At 62.6% G+C, this 16964-nt stretch carries 16 protein-coding genes and 1 other RNA gene; 10 read left to right on the forward strand and 7 right to left on the reverse strand.

The window, feature by feature from the left end:
* Positions 1-26: 26 nt before the first annotated feature.
* A complete protein-coding gene (locus HH303_RS03335; RefSeq protein ID WP_169623771.1) occupies positions 27-980 on the forward strand; it encodes a phosphatase PAP2 family protein in 954 nt (317 codons plus the stop codon).
* 18 nt (positions 981-998) lie between these two features.
* On the opposite strand, the gene HH303_RS03340 is transcribed toward HH303_RS03335, so the two are convergent.
* Positions 999-1181: a DUF1192 domain-containing protein gene (locus tag HH303_RS03340; protein ID WP_169623772.1), complete on the reverse strand. Its 183-nt coding sequence runs from the start codon at positions 1179-1181 to the stop codon at positions 999-1001.
* Between the two features lie 134 nt (positions 1182-1315).
* Here HH303_RS03340 and HH303_RS03345 point away from each other — a divergent pair, with 134 nt between their 5' ends.
* A complete protein-coding gene (locus HH303_RS03345) occupies positions 1316-2326 on the forward strand; it encodes an NAD(P)H-quinone oxidoreductase (protein WP_227421489.1) in 1011 nt (336 codons plus the stop codon).
* A 100-nt stretch (positions 2327-2426) separates the two neighbouring features.
* Here the strand turns inward: HH303_RS03345 and HH303_RS03350 are convergent, their stop codons facing one another.
* Together HH303_RS03350 and scpA are read right to left on the reverse strand one after the other, a co-directional pair.
* Positions 2427-3533, reverse strand: a complete 1107-nt coding sequence (locus tag HH303_RS03350) for a GlxA family transcriptional regulator (protein WP_227421490.1) — start codon at positions 3531-3533, stop codon at positions 2427-2429.
* A gap of 204 nt (positions 3534-3737) precedes the next feature.
* A complete protein-coding gene (gene scpA / locus HH303_RS03355; protein WP_169623773.1) occupies positions 3738-5900 on the reverse strand; it encodes a methylmalonyl-CoA mutase in 2163 nt (720 codons plus the stop codon).
* Positions 5901-6058: 158 nt separating this feature from the next.
* Between scpA and HH303_RS03360 the strand changes: the two genes are divergently transcribed.
* Positions 6059-6820, forward strand: a complete 762-nt coding sequence (locus tag HH303_RS03360; protein WP_169623774.1) for a prephenate dehydrogenase/arogenate dehydrogenase family protein — start codon at positions 6059-6061, stop codon at positions 6818-6820.
* Here the strand turns inward: HH303_RS03360 and HH303_RS03365 are convergent.
* Entirely contained in the window at positions 6812-8218 is a 1407-nt protein-coding gene (locus HH303_RS03365) for an amidase (protein ID WP_169623775.1), read from the reverse strand. The genes HH303_RS03360 and HH303_RS03365 overlap by 9 nt on opposite strands.
* Before the next feature lie 159 nt (positions 8219-8377).
* Between HH303_RS03365 and eutB the strand changes: the two genes are divergently transcribed.
* The 6 genes from eutB (at position 8378) to HH303_RS03395 (ending at position 14080) form a co-directional block, all read left to right on the forward strand.
* Positions 8378-9385, forward strand: a complete 1008-nt coding sequence (gene eutB, locus HH303_RS03370) for a hydroxyectoine utilization dehydratase EutB (protein ID WP_169623776.1) — start codon at positions 8378-8380, stop codon at positions 9383-9385.
* Positions 9385-10377 (forward strand): cyclodeaminase, encoded by a 993-nt coding sequence (locus tag HH303_RS03375; RefSeq protein WP_169623777.1) that lies wholly within the window; start codon positions 9385-9387, stop codon positions 10375-10377. The genes eutB and HH303_RS03375 overlap by 1 nt, the downstream gene beginning before the upstream one ends.
* Positions 10378-10574: 197 nt before the next feature.
* Positions 10575-11552, forward strand: a complete 978-nt coding sequence (locus HH303_RS03380) for a precorrin-2 dehydrogenase/sirohydrochlorin ferrochelatase family protein (RefSeq protein ID WP_169623778.1) — start codon at positions 10575-10577, stop codon at positions 11550-11552.
* Positions 11553-11568: 16 nt separating this feature from the next.
* Positions 11569-11889: a DUF2849 domain-containing protein gene (locus HH303_RS03385; RefSeq protein WP_169623779.1), complete on the forward strand. Its 321-nt coding sequence runs from the start codon at positions 11569-11571 to the stop codon at positions 11887-11889.
* A complete protein-coding gene (locus tag HH303_RS03390; RefSeq protein ID WP_169623780.1) occupies positions 11889-13559 on the forward strand; it encodes a nitrite/sulfite reductase in 1671 nt (556 codons plus the stop codon). The genes HH303_RS03385 and HH303_RS03390 overlap by 1 nt, the downstream gene beginning before the upstream one ends.
* 14 nt (positions 13560-13573) lie before the next feature.
* Positions 13574-14080, forward strand: coding sequence for a DUF934 domain-containing protein (locus HH303_RS03395; RefSeq protein ID WP_169623781.1), 507 nt, complete (start codon positions 13574-13576; stop codon positions 14078-14080).
* Between the two features lie 16 nt (positions 14081-14096).
* Here the strand turns inward: HH303_RS03395 and HH303_RS03400 are convergent, their stop codons facing one another.
* A complete protein-coding gene (locus HH303_RS03400) occupies positions 14097-14582 on the reverse strand; it encodes a hypothetical protein (protein ID WP_169623782.1) in 486 nt (161 codons plus the stop codon).
* 61 nt (positions 14583-14643) lie between these two features.
* Positions 14644-16053, reverse strand: a complete 1410-nt coding sequence (locus tag HH303_RS03405; protein ID WP_169623783.1) for a malonyl-CoA decarboxylase — start codon at positions 16051-16053, stop codon at positions 14644-14646.
* A 107-nt stretch (positions 16054-16160) separates the two neighbouring features.
* Between HH303_RS03405 and HH303_RS03410 the strand changes: the two genes are divergently transcribed.
* Positions 16161-16499, forward strand: a complete 339-nt coding sequence (locus HH303_RS03410; RefSeq protein ID WP_169623784.1) for a DUF1491 family protein — start codon at positions 16161-16163, stop codon at positions 16497-16499.
* Between the two features lie 5 nt (positions 16500-16504).
* Here the strand turns inward: HH303_RS03410 and rnpB are convergent.
* Positions 16505-16937: RNase P RNA component class A (rnpB, locus tag HH303_RS03415), an RNA gene on the reverse strand.
* Positions 16938-16964: the final 27 nt, after the last annotated feature.

Genomic DNA, 16964 nt, shown 5'->3' on the forward strand with positions numbered 1-16964 from the left:
GTGATTGCGCAGTCGTTGGGGGACGAATGTCGATCACGGGGGTTATTTCAAAGGCCGGTGTCGCAGCATGCCTCTGCCTTCCGCTACTATGCGGCATGGCCGTCGCTGAGGAATCCGGCGTCGGTCGGCAATGGCTGACGCAACCGACCACCTTCGATGCCTCCACTCCACAGACAGCCAATCCGCAATTGGCTGCCGCGACCTATACTGCCGCCGCAGGGGACTGTAGCACCAGTCCGGCCCTGTGCGAGGAAGACCCGTCCCCATTCGATAAGGATTACCTGAAAGGGTTCTACAAGGTCCCAATGGCCATGGCGGCGCGCCCGTTCGATTTTTCGAAACGCGCCCTGGTAATCGACGCGGTTGCCCTGGGCGGTTTCGGGTTTTTCTACACCTTGGACGAAAGCGTCCGAGACGACGCGACCAGCGCGGATTCCCAGGATACGAAGGATTTCTTCGACACGTTCGAACCGCTCGGCGACCTTTATACGATGTTGGCGGCGACCGGCGGCACTTACATCGCCGGGGAACTGACCGACAGCCGGTCGTTGCAACGGATCGGCCTGAACGGGATGCAAGGCTTGGCGATCGCCGCAATCCCGGTTGGCGGCACGAAGTACCTTTTCGGGCGGAAGCGGCCGAACAAGAACGACGGCAACGGTTCGTGGTTCGACGGCGGAAATTCATTCCTGTCCGGGCACACGACCTATGCCTTCACCGTGGCCAGCGTCGTGTCGCACGAATATCGCGACAGCGTCTGGGTGCCGTGGTTGGCCTACGGCACGGCATCCATGGTCGGCGCGCAACGTATCTATGCGGACAAGCACTGGACCTCGGACGTCTTCATCAGCGCGCTCGTCGGATGGGGGGTCGGGCAGGCGGTTTCCGACTTCGACTATTTCACGGCGGATCTGCCGATCGACATGCAAAGCATGACCGAACCCGACACGCACGGTGTCGTCCTGTCCTACAAATGGTAAGACAAAGGCCGCCGTCGTTCAGGATTTGAAAAACGTCTCGGCCGCGCTGCGGGCACCTTGCTTCGCCTCGATCTTCTCACGGACCCGGGCGATCTCCGACTCCAGTTCCGCGATATAGTCGTTCAGCGCCTCGACACTCATCACATCCAAATCCTGCGGGACGATCCCTTTCGGTTTTGGCGCTTCCTCTTCATCGAACATGCCGGTCTTCCTCATTCGCTTATGTCTGACCATGGACTGTTCCCGCCCCCTCTTGTCCCACGGGGCCGGGGTTGCCAGTATCTAAGCACGCGCCAGCCGCAACAAGCCCACACCAAATCCCGAGGAGCCATGTGATGTCCCTGCCGCCGCGAATGCAAGCCATCGAAATCTCAGAACATGGCGGGCCGGATGTCTTGAAGCCCGTTGAAATGGAAACACCGACACCGAAACCGGGTGAGGTTCTGGTCCGCGTCCGCGCGGCGGGGGTTAACCGACCGGACGTGTCGCAACGCGCGGGCATGTATCCGCCGCCACCGGGGGCGTCCCCCCTGCCGGGGCTGGAAATCGCGGGCGAAATCGCGGCCCTAGGCGACGGTGTCCGGCAGTGGCAGGTCGGCAACACCGTCTGTGCCCTGACGCCGGGCGGCGGCTATGCCGACTATTGCGTTGTTCCGGCGGGTCACTGTCTGCCGATTCCGGCCGGATTCGACATGATCCGCGCGGCGGCCCTGCCGGAAACCTTCTTCACCGTCTACTATAACCTGTTCATGCGTTGCGGCCTGAAAGCGGGGGAGCGTCTATTGGTCCATGGCGGGTCCAGCGGAATCGGCACGACCGCAATCCAATTGGCGAAGGCCTTCGGCGCGCATGTCGCCGTGACGGCGGGCAGCACGGAAAAATGCCAGGCCTGCCTCGACCTCGGCGCCGATGCGGCAATCAATTACAAGGACGGTGCTTGGCCGTCGGAAGTCGCGGCCTGGGCGGAAACCCTGGGCAACGGCCCCGGCTTGGACGTCATCCTGGACATGGTCGGCGGCCCCTATATCGATCCGGGGATCAAGCTGCTGCGCCGCGACGGGCGGTATAACTTCATCGCCTTCCTGAAAGGCCCCAGGGCGGAAGTGGATTTCTCCCGCGTCCTGATGAACCGCCTGACCGTAATGGGGGCGACCCTGCGGCCACAAACGATCGCGGAGAAAGAGGCGATCGCCGACAACCTGCGCCGCGACGTCTGGCCCCTCTTGGAGGCCGGAAAGATCGGCCCCGTGATCTTCAAGGATTTCCCGCTGGACCAAGCGTCGGAAGCCCATCGCCTGATGGAAAGTTCCAGTCATATCGGGAAAATCATGCTGACGGTCGACTGACCTATACACCGTCATTCCGGCGAAGGCCGGAATCCAGGGCGGGCCGCTCGATGCCTGCCGGACGCTCTGGACCCTGGCCTGCGCCAAGGTGACAACAGTCTTAATCCAACTCGTCGTCGTCGAAATCGTCTTCGAAGTCGTCATCCTCGAACCCGTCTTCCGACAGGTCGCTGGTCGCGTCCAGGAAGTCGAGACCCGGATCGCGCAGCCCCTCGTCTATCGGCGCGCCGGGATTGCGGCGTTCCGCGCGCGGGGTCCGGCCGAACATGTCGCGATAGCATTTGGAAAAATGCGACGCGGAGGTAAAGCCGCTGGCAAAGGCGACTTCGGTCACCGGCATGGTCGTCTGGGTCAGCAGCGTGCGGGCCCGGTTCAACCGAATTTTCAGGTAATAGCGCGCCGGGCTGGTGTTCAGATAGCGCCGGAACAGGCGTTCCAACTGACGCCGGGACAGGCCGACCCGGTCGGCGATTTCGTCGCGGGTCAGGGCTTCTTCCGTGTTGCGTTCCATTTCGGAAATCGCGCGGATCAGTTTCGGATGGCTGATGCGCAGCCGGGCCTGCAGCGGCAGACGCTGATCATCATGACCTTCGCGCATGCGTTCATGCATGAACTGCTCGGCAACGGCGGCGGCCAATTCCTGACCGTGCTTCGCCGCGATTTCCTGCAGCATCATGTCCAGGCCCGCGATCCCGCCTGCGCAGGTGAAACGATCTCGGTCGACTTCGAACAATTCCGCGCGGACGTCCAGGTCCGGGAATTCTTCGGTGAAGCTATCCAGGTTTTCCCAATGGATGGTACAGCGATAGCCTTTCAACAATCCGGCATGGGCCAGAACATGCGCGCCGGTGCAGACCGCGCCGATATGCGCGCCTTCCCGCGCCCAGCGCCGCAGCCAGCCGAACACCGCATTGTCCTTATAGACATGGCCGTCGATACCGGAACACAGGATGACATTGGCCGGGGTTTGCGTGAAATCCGCGACCGACCGGTTCGCCACCAGGGCCATGCCATTGGACGCCTGCACCGGCTCCCCATCGCGGCTGGCCAATTCCCATTCATACAGAGTCTTGCCGCTGGCCCGGTTGGCAAGCCGCATCGGTTCCACCACGCCCGACAGCGCGATCATCGAGAAGTTCGGGATCAGCACGATCACGACCTTGTCCGGCCCCGTACCGGCAACCCGCTTGAACATCCGGTCCGCCATCGACCAACCCAGCCCCATCAAAGCCCATTAGACCATATGCGACATTGCGCGCTTATAGGTGACGGCCCTTATTATAGACCGTCGCTCCAATCGCGTATGATCTTTCGTGGGTTTCTTGTCAATGCGCGTCATTTAGGTGCAGCGCACACTTATCCAGACGCGCCGCGAATGTCGCTGTGGCGCCAACAAGTCCGGCTATTCGACCTATTCCGCCGCTTGCGCGTCCGCCGCCTTGTCGATCAGGGCCAGAATCTCGCCCGCCGCCGCCGGGATGTTCGTGCCGGGGCCATAGACCGCCGCGACGCCTGCCTGCATCAAGAAGTCATAGTCCTGGGGCGGGATGACGCCACCGCAGACGACCAGGATATCGTCGGCGCCCTGTTCCTTCAGCGCCGCGATCATTTGCGGCACCAGGGTTTTGTGTCCCGCGGCCTGGGACGACACGCCGACGACATGCACATCGGCCTCGATCGCCTGCATGGCGGCTTCTTCCGGTGTCTGGAACAGGGGGCCGATATCCACGTCGAAGCCGATATCGGCGAAGGCCGTGGCGATGACTTTGGCCCCACGGTCGTGGCCGTCCTGGCCCATTTTGACCACCAGCATGCGCGGGCGGCGGCCATGGCGTTCCACGAAACCGTCGATATCCTTCTGAATTTTCATGAAGCCCTCATCCCCTTCATAGGCGGAGCCGTAGACGCCGGAGATGGAATGGATCACCGCCCGGTGGCGGGAGTACGCCTTTTCCATCGCATCGGAAATCTCGCCGACCGTGGCACGGGCTCGCGTCGCGTTCACGGCGAGGTCCAGCAGGTTGCCTTCCCCGCTTTCCGCCGCTTTCGTAATCGCGTCCAGCGCCGCATGGCAGGCCGCATTGTCGCGGGACTCGCGGATTTTCTTCAGCCGCGCCACCTGCCCGTCGCGGACCTTGGTATTGTCGATTTGCAGGACGTCGATCTCGTCCTTGTCGGCGGGTTTGTATTTGTTCACGCCGACGATGGTTTCCTCGCCCCGGTCGATGCGGGCCTGACGGGCGGCGGCGCTTTCCTCGATCTTCATCTTCGGCCAGCCGGTATCGACGGCCTTGGTCATGCCGCCCATTTCCTCGACCTCCGCGATCAGGCGGCGGGCCTCCTCGATCATGTCGCCGGTCAGTTTCTCGACATAATAGGACCCGGCCAGGGGATCGACGGTGCGGGTGATCTGGGTTTCTTCCTGCAGGATCAACTGCGTGTTGCGGGCGATTCGTGCGGAAAAGTCGGTCGGCAGGCCGATGGCCTCGTCAAAGGCATTGGTGTGCAGCGACTGCGTTCCGCCCAGGGCAGCGGCCATCGCCTCCACCGCCGTGCGCACGACATTGTTATAGGGATCCTGCTCCGTCAGCGACCAGCCCGACGTCTGACAATGGGTGCGCAGCATCAGCGACTGCGCCTTCTTCGGCTGGAAATGCTTTTGCATCAGTTCCGCCCACAGGAAGCGCGCGGCGCGCAGCTTCGACACCTCCATGAAGAAATTCATACCGATGCAGAAGAAGAAGGACAGGCGCGGCGCGAAAGCGTCGACATCCAACCCCTTGGCGACGGCGGCGCGGACATATTCCAACCCGTCGGCCAGGGTGAAGGCCAGTTCCTGGGTCAGGGTCGCGCCCGCCTCCTGCATGTGATAGCCGGAAATCGAAATCGAATTGAACTTCGGCATGTGCTGCGCGGTGTATTCGATGATATCCGCGATGATCCGCATCGACGGTTCCGGCGGGTAGATATAGGTGTTGCGGACCATGAACTCCTTCAGGATGTCGTTCTGGATCGTGCCGGACAGTTGATCGCGGGAAACGCCCTGTTCTTCCGCCGCGACGATATACCCGGCCAGGACGGGCAGGACCGCGCCGTTCATGGTCATCGATACGGACATTTCGCCCAACGGGATTTCGTCGAACAGAATCTTCATATCCTCGACGGAATCGATGGCGACGCCTGCCTTGCCGACATCGCCGACAACACGCGGATGGTCGCTGTCATACCCCCGATGCGTGGCGAGGTCGAAGGCGACGGACAGGCCCTTCTGACCGGCCGCGAGATTGCGCTTGTAGAAGGCGTTGGATTCCTCCGCTGTCGAAAAGCCCGCATATTGCCGGACCGTCCAGGGCCGCCCGACATACATCGTCGCCTTCGGCCCGCGCGTGAAGGGCGCGAAACCGGGCAGCGTCCCGACATGATCCAACCCGTCGAGATCGGCCTCCGTATACAGCGGTTTGATCGCGATGCCTTCAGGGGACGGCCAGGTCAGATCCGCGGCGGACTTGCCCTTGGTTTCCTTCTCCAGAAGGGCTTCCCAATCGGCCAATGTCTTCTTGTCGAATTCGGTCATGGCTGTCGCCTCCCGCCTATGTCGTTACGGGCGTTATACCGCGCCGCAAATCGGCGAGTCCACCGTTCCCCAATTTCGTTCCCAAAAGTCGCTGATCGGTTGCCGTTCGGCGCGGAAGCCGCTAGGGAAGCAGCGCAATCGCTGTTGGAACAGGAACCATGGTCAGTCTGGGCATTATCGGATACGGGCATTTCGGTGCCTTCATGCATCGCATGGCGGAACGCTTCTTTCCGGAAGCGGACCTGCGTATCTATGCCCGCAAGCGGGTGTCGGAAGGCGGCGTCTTTACGGATTTGGACGCGGTTCTGGACTGCGACGCGGTCCTGCTCTGCGTGCCGATCGGGGCCTATGAGGAAACCCTGTTGGATATCCAGGGACGCCTGCGCCCGGAAACGGTGCTGATCGATGTGGCGACGGTCAAACGCTACACCAGCGCGCTGATCCGCAAGATCCTGCCGGGGCAGCCGCATCTGTGCACTCATCCGATGTTCGGCCCGGAATCCTACACGAAGCAAGGCGGCGACGTGACTGGCCTGCGCGTCGTCATCACGGAAAGCAACCTGCCGCTGGAGCGTTTCGCGCCGATCCGCGATTATCTGAGCCGCGAAGGCTTCGACATCGTTGAGAAGACGGCGGACGAACACGACCGCGAACTCGCGGAAACCCTGTTCCTGACCCACTATGTCGGTCAGGTGATCGCGCGCGGCGGGTTCGAACGCACGGAAATCGATACCGTGTCCTTCGGTTTCCTGATGGATGCCGTGGACAGCGTGCGGCACGATTCCCGCCTGTTTGAGGAAGTCTTCCGCTTCAACCCGTATTGCCGGGACGTGGTGCAGCGCTTCGACGCGGTCGAGCAGCAGGTGCGTCAGCGCCTGATGGATGTCGACCCCGCGCCGGAAGGTTATGGGCTAGACTAACTCCAGGTCGGTGCGCGGCGGGTTCTTTTCCCAGACCGCGAGGCCGCGCTCGATCGCTTCCGCCGCTTCCAGAACCATCCGGTCCGCGCCCGGCGGGCCGATGATTTGTAGGCCGACCGGCAATCCGCCCGACGGTCCGCTGGGCATCATGCCGCCCGGCACGGATACCGACGGCAGGTCCAGCGCCGGGCTGACCAGAAGCGTACCCCAATCGTAGCCATCCTCCACCGCATCCTTGGCGAAGAAGGGCGGGCCGCTGGTCGTCGGCCAGACGATCAGGTCGAAGTTTTCGAAAAACGCCTGCAAGCGCGCCCAGCCTTTCGTCTGGGCCGCTTTCGCCCGTTCGATCTGCAACCCGCTCAAGCGCCGGGACTGGCCGACGAGGTCCAGGATCGTGTGCCCCAGGCGCAATCCGTATTCGTCCGCCGCCCATCCGGCATGATCCGCCGCGCAGACAGCCCGGAACACGGATTGGCTGCGGGCGACGAAGGCGACATTGGGGTCGGCCCCTTCGACCGTCGCCCCGGCCTGTTCCAGAACCTCCGCACAGGGGGCCAGGGCCGCCGTGACCGCCGGGTCGATATCGAAGGCCGACTTGCCGACGGAAAAGGCAATCCGCAGCCCGGACAGATCCCCGGTCAGCGGCGTATCGAACGCGTCCCGGGCGACCGGGCTGACGAAGGGGCTGCGCGGGTCCGTCCCCGCCATGACCGACAGGGCCAGACGGATATCGTCCACCCGACGCGCCATCGGTCCTATGACATGCAGCCGATCATAAGGCGCCTTACAGGGGGCCGCCGGGATTACTCCAACGCTGGGCCGAATGCCGACCGTGTTGCACCAAGCCGCCGGAATGCGCAGCGACCCGCCCAGGTCGCTGCCATCGGCCAGGGGGACGAGATCGAGCGCCAGGGCCGCCCCGGCCCCACCCGAACTGGACCCCGGACTGCGATCCAGGCAATAGGGGTTCCGGGTCCGCCCCCATAGCGCGTTGTCCGTATCCTCGCCGAAGGCGAATTCCGGCATGTTCGTCTTGCCGATAACGATGGCCCCGGCCGACTTCATCCGCGCGACATGGCAATGATCGGTGTCCACGCGGTTGTTGCGCAGCGCCGCCGCGCCGTAAGTCGTCGCGAAGCCTGCCGCGTCGAACCCGTCCTTCACGGCATAGGGCACGCCGAACAGGGGCCCCAGCGGCAAACCGGCCTCCCGGTCGCGGTCGGCCTTTTCCGCCGACGCCATCGCGCCCTGGGGGTCCAATTGGACGATCGCGTTCACCCGTGCGTTGTGGGTTTCGATTCTATCCAGAAATGCCCGCATAACCTCGACACAGCGAAACGTGCCGCGCCGCATGCCGTCGGCCAATTGCCCGGCGGAAAGTCTGGTGATTTCCTGCATGCCCCAACTCCGCAAAACCCCTCGAACAGTGCGATAGCACCGCTTCGAGGGCTGCTCCATCCTAATTGCGACACGCGATTCCTTCGTGTCGATTTCTTATGAGGTTTTCTTGCCGGGCTTTCTTGCGGATCGCTACCCGAACCGCTTATCCTGCGCGCCATGACAGAACAGAAAATCACAATCGCTGATATTGAGGACGCCAAGGCGCAGATCGCGCCGCATGTCCTGCGCACGCCGCTGGTGCCCGCCTATCCCCTGTCCGATGCGACGGGGGCGGAGGTCCGCCTGAAACTCGAACTGTTGCAGCCGACCGGCGCCTTCAAACTGCGCGGTGCGACGAATGCGATTCAGAAATTGAATGCGGCGGATCGCGCGAAGGGCGTCGTCACCTGCTCCACCGGCAATCATGGGCGCGGCGTCGCCTTTGCCGCGAAGCAGTTGGGCGTGCGGGCGGTGATCTGCATGTCCGAACTGGTTCCGCAGGTGAAGATCGACGGCATCAAACGCTTCGGCGGCGAAGTCCGCATTGCGGGCAAAAGCCAGGACGACGCGGAAAGGGAAGCCCTGCGCCTGATGGAGGAAGAGGGCCTCGTCTACATCTCCCCCTTCGATCATCCGGCGGTGATCGCGGGACAGGGCACCATCGGACTGGAAATCCTGGAAGACTGGGCAGATGTCGACACGGTCGTCGTACCGCTGTCCGGCGGCGGGTTGCTGGCCGGGATCGCCGCCGCGATCAAGGCGCGTAAACCGGATACGCGTCTGGTCGGTGTCACCATGGACCGCGGCCCGGCGATGGTCGAAAGCCTGAAGGCCGGTCATCCCGTCGATGTGGTGGAGGAGCCGACTCTCGCCGACTCTCTGGGCGGCGGGATCGGTTTGGACAACGACCACACCTTCACCATGATCCGCGATTTGGTGGATGAAACTTGTCTGGTTTCGGAAGCCCAAATCGCCGCCGCCATGCGTGCCCTGTATCGCGACCAGCAATTGGTCGCCGAAGGCGGGGCGGTCGTCGGTGTCGCCGCGCTTATGGCGGGAAAAATCGCGGTGAAGCCGCAGGAACGGGTTGCGGTCGTCATCAGCGGGCGTAATGTCGATATGGATATCTTCACCCGGATCGCGGGCGGAGAGGACGTGGACCTCAAGCAGGAAAGGAAAGCCTGATGCGCGAAGTCCTGATCCTTACCGAAAACGAACTGCGCCAGGCGGTGACCCTGGACATCGAATCCGTCAGCCTGATCGGCAAAGCCTTCGAACAATTGTCCGCCGGCACCGTTTCCATGCCGCCTATCCTGCGCATGGATATGGAAGACAAAAATGGGGAGGTCGATGTGAAGACCGCCTATGTCCCCGGTCTCGACGGGTTCGCGATCAAGGTCAGCCCCGGCTTTTTCGACAATCCCAAAAAGGGCCTGTCGACCACCAGCGGTTTGATGATCGTGCATGACGCGGATACCGGTTTCGTCCGGGCGATCCTGCTGGACAACGGCTATCTGACCGATGTGCGGACCGCGGCCGCGGGCGCCGTCGCCGCCCAGGCCCTCGCGCGGGAAAATGCGACCCGCGCGGGCGTGATCGGCACCGGCGTCCAGGCGCGCTTGCAGATGCAGGCCCTGTGCATGGTGCGGTCCATCGAAACCATCCTGGTCTGGGGCCGCGACGCCGAAAAGGCCGCCGCCTGCGCGGACGACATCGAACGCGCCACCGGCACGGAGGTTCGCGTTGCCGACAGTGTCGCCGATGTGGTGACAGGATCGAACATCGTCGTCACCACGACGCCCAGCCGCTCGCCGCTGATCACGGCGGATATGCTGCATCCCGGTCTGCACATCACCGCCATGGGATCGGACGCGGAACACAAAAACGAGATTGCGCCGGAAGTCATTGCCGAAGTCGATGTCTTCGCCTGCGACCGGCATCAGCAATCGGCCCATCTGGGCGAGTTGCACCACGCCATCGGCGCGGGGACCGTTCCGGAAGACATGCCCGTCGCCGAATTGGGAGCGATCCTGTCCGGCACTATACCGGGCCGCACCGACGCGGATCAAATTACCCTGTGCGACCTGACCGGCACCGGCGTGCAGGATACGGCGATCGCCACCCATACCCTGGCCGTCTGTCTGGCCAATGGGTTCGGAACCAAGATCGCAAACTGACCCCAGGCGGGTCATATCCCTTCTGACCTACACCCGTTTTTCGGGCCAGGCCTTGGTCCATGCGACACAAGGCTTGTTCCATTTCGCACACACGAATTTTATCGTGAGAATATGGACAAATTATTATTTCACACTTATATTACGTCTAACAATTTTTAACACACAATTTTGTGTGTTTTTAACGAGCGGAGAGACCGATGGACGTTTTCCCGTCCTTTTGGAAGCTGGAAGGCAAAACCGTGCTGGTTGTCGGCGGCGGCGATGCGGCTGTCCGGAAGCTGCGGCTCGTCACCCGGACGCCGGGGCAGGTTTCCGTCTTCGCCACCGGCCCGATCGATGCGGAAATCGAAGGCCTGCGAGACAATGGCCGGATCACGCTGGTCGCCGGAGCACTGCGCCCGCAAGACATTCCAGACAACACCGCCTTCGCCATCGTCGCCACGGAAGACGACGCGGAAGCGGAGGCTGCGATCGCCGTCCTGAAAGACGCCCATGTGCCGGTAAACGCGGTCGACCGGACGGACAATTGCGACTTCGTCGTCCCGTCCATCGTGGATCGGGACTCCGTCGTCGTCGGGATTTCCACCGGCGGCGCGGCCCCGGTGTTGGCCCGCAATATCCGGGAGACCGTCGAATCCGCACTGCCCGAAAAGCTGGGCGCGCTGGCCCGCTTCGCCGCCAGCTTCCGTCCCGCCGTCGCGGGTACGATCCCGCATGGGAAACAGCGTAAGGCATTTTGGGAAAAGTTCTTCGACGGTCCCGTCTCCGACATGGTTCTGCGTGGTGAGGAAACCGCCGCGCGGGAAGCCATGCTGTCCGACCTGAACCGGCATGACAGCCGTAAGCAGGTTACCGGCGATGTGACCGTCATCGAACTGGACCCGACCCAGCCGGACTTGTTGAGCCTGCGCGGACTGCGCCGGTTGCAGCGCGCCGATGTCGTTTTCCATGACGCCCGCTTCGATAGCCGTGTGCTGGAACTGGCCCGCCGCGATGCCGATCACAGCGCTTTCACCGATATGACCCGGACGATCAGCGATGCCTGCACGGCTCGCGGCAAGGGCCTATCGGCGGTAATCCTGACCCTGCCCGGCACCGCACCGGGAGAAATGTTCGAAACCCTTCGTCACGGTTCGGCGGCGCGGGAAACCGTCCCGGCCGTCCGTTTTGCCTGATCGGAAAGAGAGACCCATGGCAGCCAAAGCCCTGAAAGCAAACCGACTGTCCGATGGCGAGGCCGTGTGGCTGTCCCGGACCGGCATTTGGGAAACGCGCGTAACCCTGGCCCGTGTCGAAGAAGACGCGGACGGCATCGCCGCGCTGGAAGACGCCGCCCGCACGGCGACGGCGGACTGTATCGTCGTCGACGCGGAATTGATCGACATGGAAATCCGGGACGGCGCCCCTGTCCCGTCGAAACTGAAGGAACGGATCCGCGCCTTGGGCCCGACCGTTCGTCTGGACCTCGGCAAGCAGGCCGAACCGGAATCGCGACTTGGAAAGGTTGCCTGATGTATCGCTACGACGAATTCGACGCCACGCTGGTCCGCGAAAGGGTCAGCCAGTTCCGGGGACAGGTCGCGCGCCGCGTCGCCGGGGAATTGACGGAAGACGAGTTCAAGCCGCTGCGGCTGATGAACGGTCTGTACCTGCAAATCCACGCCTATATGCTGCGCGTCGCCATCCCCTATGGCACGTTCGACGCCCGGCAGATGCGCAAGCTGGCCCATATCGCGCGCGTCTACGACAAGGGCTACGGCCATTTCACGACGCGCCAGAACATCCAGTTCAACTGGATCAAGCTGGACGAAACGCCGGATATCCTGGACGAACTGGCCGATGTCGAAATGCACGCCATTCAGACATCGGGCAACTGCATCCGCAATACGACAGCGGACCCCTATGCCGGGGCGGCGGTGGACGAAGTCGAAGACCCCCGCGCCTGGGCGGAGATCATCCGCCAGTGGTCTAGCTTCCACCCGGAATTTTCGTTCCTGCCGCGCAAGTTCAAGATCGCGGTCACCGGCGCAACGCATGACCGGGCCGCCGTTCGGGTCCATGATATCGGCCTGATCGCGAAGAAGAACGAGGCCGGGGAAATCGGCTTCGAAGTCATGGTCGGCGGCGGTCAGGGCCGCACACCGATGATTGCGAAAACCATCCGCGATTTCGTGCCGCGCGACCACCTGCTGTCCTATCTGGAAGCGGTCTTGCGCGTGTACAATATGCTGGGTCGGCGCGACAACAAGTACAAGGCACGCATCAAAATCCTGGTACATGAAGTCGGTGTGGAGGAAATCCGCTCCCTGGTCGAGGCCGAATGGGAGGCCATGCAAAAGGAAACGTCGGTGGACCTTCCCACCGCCGAACGCGACCGCATCGCCTCCTATTTCTCCGCCCCTGCCTTTGAGGTTTTGGCCGATACGGATCGCGGGTTCGAGGCCCGGCGCTTCGAAGACCGCGATTTCGCCGCCTGGGTCCGCAGCAATGTGAAGCCGCACCGCCAGACCGGTTATGCCATCGTCGATATTTCGCTGAAACCGACCGGCGGCATTCCCGGCGATATCACCGCCGATCAGATGGATACGGTGGCGGATATCGCCGATGCCTTTGCCGTCGGGTCCGAAATCCGCGCGACCTATCAGCAGAACCTCGTGCTGCCGCATGTGAAACTGTCCGACCTGCCGGCCGTTTATGACCGGCTGAAGGCGGCGGAATTGGCGACCGGCAATATCGGTCTTGCGGGCGATATCATTGCCTGCCCGGGGCTGGATTACTGCAACCTGGCCAATGCGCGGTCGATCCCGATCGCCCAGCGCATTTCCGAACGCTTCGCCGATCTGAACCGGCAGTTCGATATCGGCCCGCTGGAGATCAAGATTTCCGGCTGCATCAATGCTTGCGGACATCACCATGTCGGCCATATCGGCATTCTGGGCGTCGACCGGAAGGGCGAGGAACATTATCAGCTCACGCTCGGCGGGCGCGCGGATGAAGCCGCCGCCATCGGACGCATCACCGGACCGGGTTTTTCCTACGACGGCATCATCGATGCGGTGGAAACCGTGGTGGAAACCTATCTGGCGATCCGCGCCAATCCGGAAGAACGCTTCATCGACACGTTGGACCGCGTCGGACAGGATCCGTTCAAGGAACGTCTCTACGGCGCGAAGGCCGCGTAAGGAAGGATCGAACCATGGCTTTGATCAAGGACGGCAAACAGGTTTCCGACCAATGGCTGACGGCAGATGCCGACACGCCGGTGCAACCGGATATCCCGACCATCGTGCCCTTCGCCCGCTTTATCGCGGAACGGGATTCGTTGCTGCGCAGTCAGGCGGAAATCGGCGTGAAACTGTCGCCCGGCGACGATGTGGCGGCGCTTGCCGGCGATCTGGACCGGCTGAAGGTAATCGCGGTCGATTTCCCGGCTTTCACCGACGGCCGTGCGTATTCCTATGCCCGGTTGCTGCGTCAGCGGTACGGCTATCGCGGTGAAATCCGGGCAACGGGCAACGTGCTGCGCGATCAATATCTGTTCATGCTGCGCGCCGGGATCGATGCCTTCGAGGTAACAGATAAGACGCAAATCTCGTCCTGGATCGATGCCCTGGAGGAGTTTTCCCACTATTACCAGAAAGCATCCGACGCTGCGCAACCGGTCTGGGCGAAGCGGCATACCACGGTCGCAGCGGCCGAATAAAATCTGTCGCAGACCGTCAACCGGGCATTCTTGTCGCCGCAACCCGGCCAAGAATGCCCAGTGCCTGCGTCGCCCGACTGATACCGTTTAGATTGGATCGGCCGACGGACGCCGCCAGGGCGGATTGCCAATCCGCAATCAGGTCGCGCGGCGACCCGGCACGGTCCGGCGGATAGCCGCCGCCCGTCGGGCCGTTCAGCAAAATTGCCTGATCCCCGCGCGTAATCACCCGCCCGGCCAGCAGGATTTCGGTCATATCCACGATTTCATTGGGGGTGATGGACGCCGGATCATAGCGGTCGCCCGCCATCAGATAGGCAGCCTCGGTACTGACCCGGACACGGGCGTCGGGATTGTCCAGCGGCGGCGGGTCCGGTCGCCGGTCGAGGGACCGGGGCGGCTTGGAGCGCATGATACGCCGTGCCCGGCCCATGGGACCGGGGGAAAATTCGGACAAGGTTTCATCGGCCGAAGGGCGGCCGGAAAAGAACGACAAACGCATGCCACAGGGCCCTCCATACCGGAAGACCAAGCAATTCCTGTGCCATTCAGAGTGGAAATTTCTACAGCAACGCCTTGATCTGACTGGAAAAGGCGACAGTCCCGTCGGACGCCAGTTTTTCGTGGTTCCGTTCGATATCGGACAGGCGATAAAGGTAGTTGACCATCATGCCCGCCGACTGGGTCAGGCCCTTGTCCGATCGGTCGCCCAGCCAGTTGATCCGTTCGATCTGCGCGCCGTTGGTCAGGTGAAATCGCGCGACCGGATCCAACGGCATCTTGCGCTTCCGTTCCTTCGCCAGATAACGCGCGCATAGCCGCATCATCGGTTCCCGCAAGGCTTCCGCCAAGGCCGGATCGTCCCGCCAAGCCGGATCGTCGATCAGCTTCGGCAATTGCCCCTTGCTGACCGTCTTGCCGACCGCGGCCTTCAGTTTCGCGCGGTCATCCGCCGTCAGGACATTCGGACGCCCTTCCGCCAGGGCCGTGTCCAGCCACGCGCGAAAGCCCGGAATCGGTGACAGGGTGGCGAAAGTCTTCAGGTTCGGCAGTTCCTTGCTCAATTCCCCGACGACGCGTTTGATCAGGAAATTGCCAAAGCCGATGCCGCGAAGGCCCTTTTGGGTATTGGAAATCGAATAGAAGATTGCCGTATCCGCCTGGGTCGCATCTTCCGTCGGCGCGGATTCATCCAGCAGGGCCTGAACGTTACCCGCCATGCCGGTGACAAGCGCAACCTCAACGAAGATCAACGGTTCTTCCGGCATGCGCGGATGGAAGAAGGCAAAGAGACGCCGATCCGGCGCCAGCCGGTTGCGCAGGTCCTGCCACGATTGGATTTCGTGCACGGCCTCATATTCGATCAGCTTTTCCAATAGAGACGCGGGCGACCGCCAGGAAATCGACTGCATTTCCAGAAAGCCGATGTCGAACCAACTGATCAGCATGGCCTGGAGATCGGTATCCAACGGGCGCAAAGCCGGTTCCTCGCGCAGCATGGACAGGATATCCGCGCGCATATCGACCAGGAACTTTACCCCCTGCGGCAGGGCGTTGAATTGCGTCAGAAGCGTGATCCGCCGCGCGGTCAGAGCCTCGCGCAGCGCCTGTTCCGCCGTGGCGCGCGCCGCCGGGTCCGATGCCAGATGCAGACGGTCGATGGCCTGATCGATGGCCAAGGGGTCGGTGCCGAATTCCGTCGCCAGCAATAGAAGGAAGCGTTTGCGCCCCTCGCGGCTCAAGGACAGATAGGCCTGGCCCAATCCGGCGGCCCGCTGACGGGCGGAAACCTCTCCGCCCTTGCCGTCCAGGCAGGCAATCATCTGCTTGCGGACGGATTCCGTGTCCCGCCCAACCAAATCAGGCTTGAGGTTCGCCACGGGTTCGCTGCCCGCCATATCCGCCCACAATTCGCGCAGGCTGGCCAATGTCCGCGAGAAGAACCCGGTTTCCGATTTCACTTCGATCGACATGGCGCCATCCTCAAAATCCGACTGCTGTCAGGGTACAGAATTCATATGGCCTGGAAATGACGCACCGCAACCGGCATGGTGCGAATTCATGATGAACGGGGCAATGCATGCAGGACGATAGATTACCCACCAAGATGTGGCTGCAAGCCGGGCTGGCCCTGTGCTCCGGTCGCGGCATATCCGCCATGGTTCTGCAAAGCGGCGATCCGCATACCGGTGTCGTCCTGGTGAAGATCGCCACCCTGGACGGCAAATGCCGCCTGTTGACGCAGCAGCGCGATATTGACGGCAACCTGACCTGGATGGATGCCCTGCCGTCCGACGCAACGCCTGACGAGGCGGATGCCGACGCCTATATCGGGCGGGCTAGGCAGCGCGACCCCGATTTGTGGATCGTTGAAATCGAGGATCGGTCCGGCGCCAATCCCTTCGATTCCGATCACTGATAATTAGGGCCAGACGGTCTGTAAGCCGGGTTCTGTCCCCACCGGCGAACCGGTGGTGGACGGCCATTCATCTGGGGCGGCCGTTGCCGACCGCCTCTCGCAACCTACCCGGACGGGGCGCGAAAACCCGCCTGCCGTCTTTCGGGGGGATATCTCAAAAGAGAGATCACACCGCCGCGCGGCTACCGTCCCTACTCGGTTTTGCTCCCGGTGGGGTTTACCCTGCCCTCGCCGTTGCCGGAGAGGCGGTGCGCTCTTACCGCACCCTTTCACCCTTACCCGAAGCGGCGGACCGTTCCGGGCGGTTTGCTTTCTGTGGCACTTTCCCTAGGGTCGCCCCCGCCGGCCGTTAGCCGGCACCGTGTTTCCGTGGAGCCCGGACTTTCCTCACCCGGACGGGTTTCCCCATTGCCCGAGCGCGACCGTCCAACCGTCTGGCCCGAAGCAGGGGATAGACCTTTCCCC

It is taken from the genome of Pacificispira spongiicola, assembly GCF_012926505.1.
GTDB classification, from domain to species: Bacteria; Pseudomonadota; Alphaproteobacteria; order UBA8366; family Aestuariispiraceae; genus Pacificispira; species Pacificispira spongiicola.

Bases quoted from the DNA above. Each gene is read 5' to 3' on its own strand.
- HH303_RS03340 (WP_169623772.1), bottom strand. From the start codon at position 1,181: ATGTTCGATGAAGAGGAAGCGCCAAAACCGAAAGGGATCGTCCCGCAG.
- HH303_RS03360 (WP_169623774.1), top strand. From the start codon at position 6,059: ATGGTCAGTCTGGGCATTATCGGATACGGGCATTTCGGTGCCTTCATG.
- HH303_RS03350 (WP_227421490.1), bottom strand. From the start codon at position 3,533: ATGGCGGACCGGATGTTCAAGCGGGTTGCCGGTACGGGGCCGGACAAG.
- HH303_RS03390 (WP_169623780.1), top strand. From the start codon at position 11,889: ATGTATCGCTACGACGAATTCGACGCCACGCTGGTCCGCGAAAGGGTC.
- HH303_RS03365 (WP_169623775.1), bottom strand. From the start codon at position 8,218: ATGCAGGAAATCACCAGACTTTCCGCCGGGCAATTGGCCGACGGCATG.
- HH303_RS03405 (WP_169623783.1), bottom strand. From the start codon at position 16,053: ATGTCGATCGAAGTGAAATCGGAAACCGGGTTCTTCTCGCGGACATTG.
- HH303_RS03345 (WP_227421489.1), top strand. From the start codon at position 1,316: ATGTCCCTGCCGCCGCGAATGCAAGCCATCGAAATCTCAGAACATGGC.
- HH303_RS03385 (WP_169623779.1), top strand. From the start codon at position 11,569: ATGGCAGCCAAAGCCCTGAAAGCAAACCGACTGTCCGATGGCGAGGCC.
- HH303_RS03410 (WP_169623784.1), top strand. From the start codon at position 16,161: ATGCAGGACGATAGATTACCCACCAAGATGTGGCTGCAAGCCGGGCTG.
- scpA (WP_169623773.1), bottom strand. From the start codon at position 5,900: ATGACCGAATTCGACAAGAAGACATTGGCCGATTGGGAAGCCCTTCTG.
- HH303_RS03375 (WP_169623777.1), top strand. From the start codon at position 9,385: ATGCGCGAAGTCCTGATCCTTACCGAAAACGAACTGCGCCAGGCGGTG.
- HH303_RS03400 (WP_169623782.1), bottom strand. From the start codon at position 14,582: ATGCGTTTGTCGTTCTTTTCCGGCCGCCCTTCGGCCGATGAAACCTTG.
- HH303_RS03335 (WP_169623771.1), top strand. From the start codon at position 27: ATGTCGATCACGGGGGTTATTTCAAAGGCCGGTGTCGCAGCATGCCTC.
- HH303_RS03380 (WP_169623778.1), top strand. From the start codon at position 10,575: ATGGACGTTTTCCCGTCCTTTTGGAAGCTGGAAGGCAAAACCGTGCTG.
- eutB (WP_169623776.1), top strand. From the start codon at position 8,378: ATGACAGAACAGAAAATCACAATCGCTGATATTGAGGACGCCAAGGCG.
- HH303_RS03395 (WP_169623781.1), top strand. From the start codon at position 13,574: ATGGCTTTGATCAAGGACGGCAAACAGGTTTCCGACCAATGGCTGACG.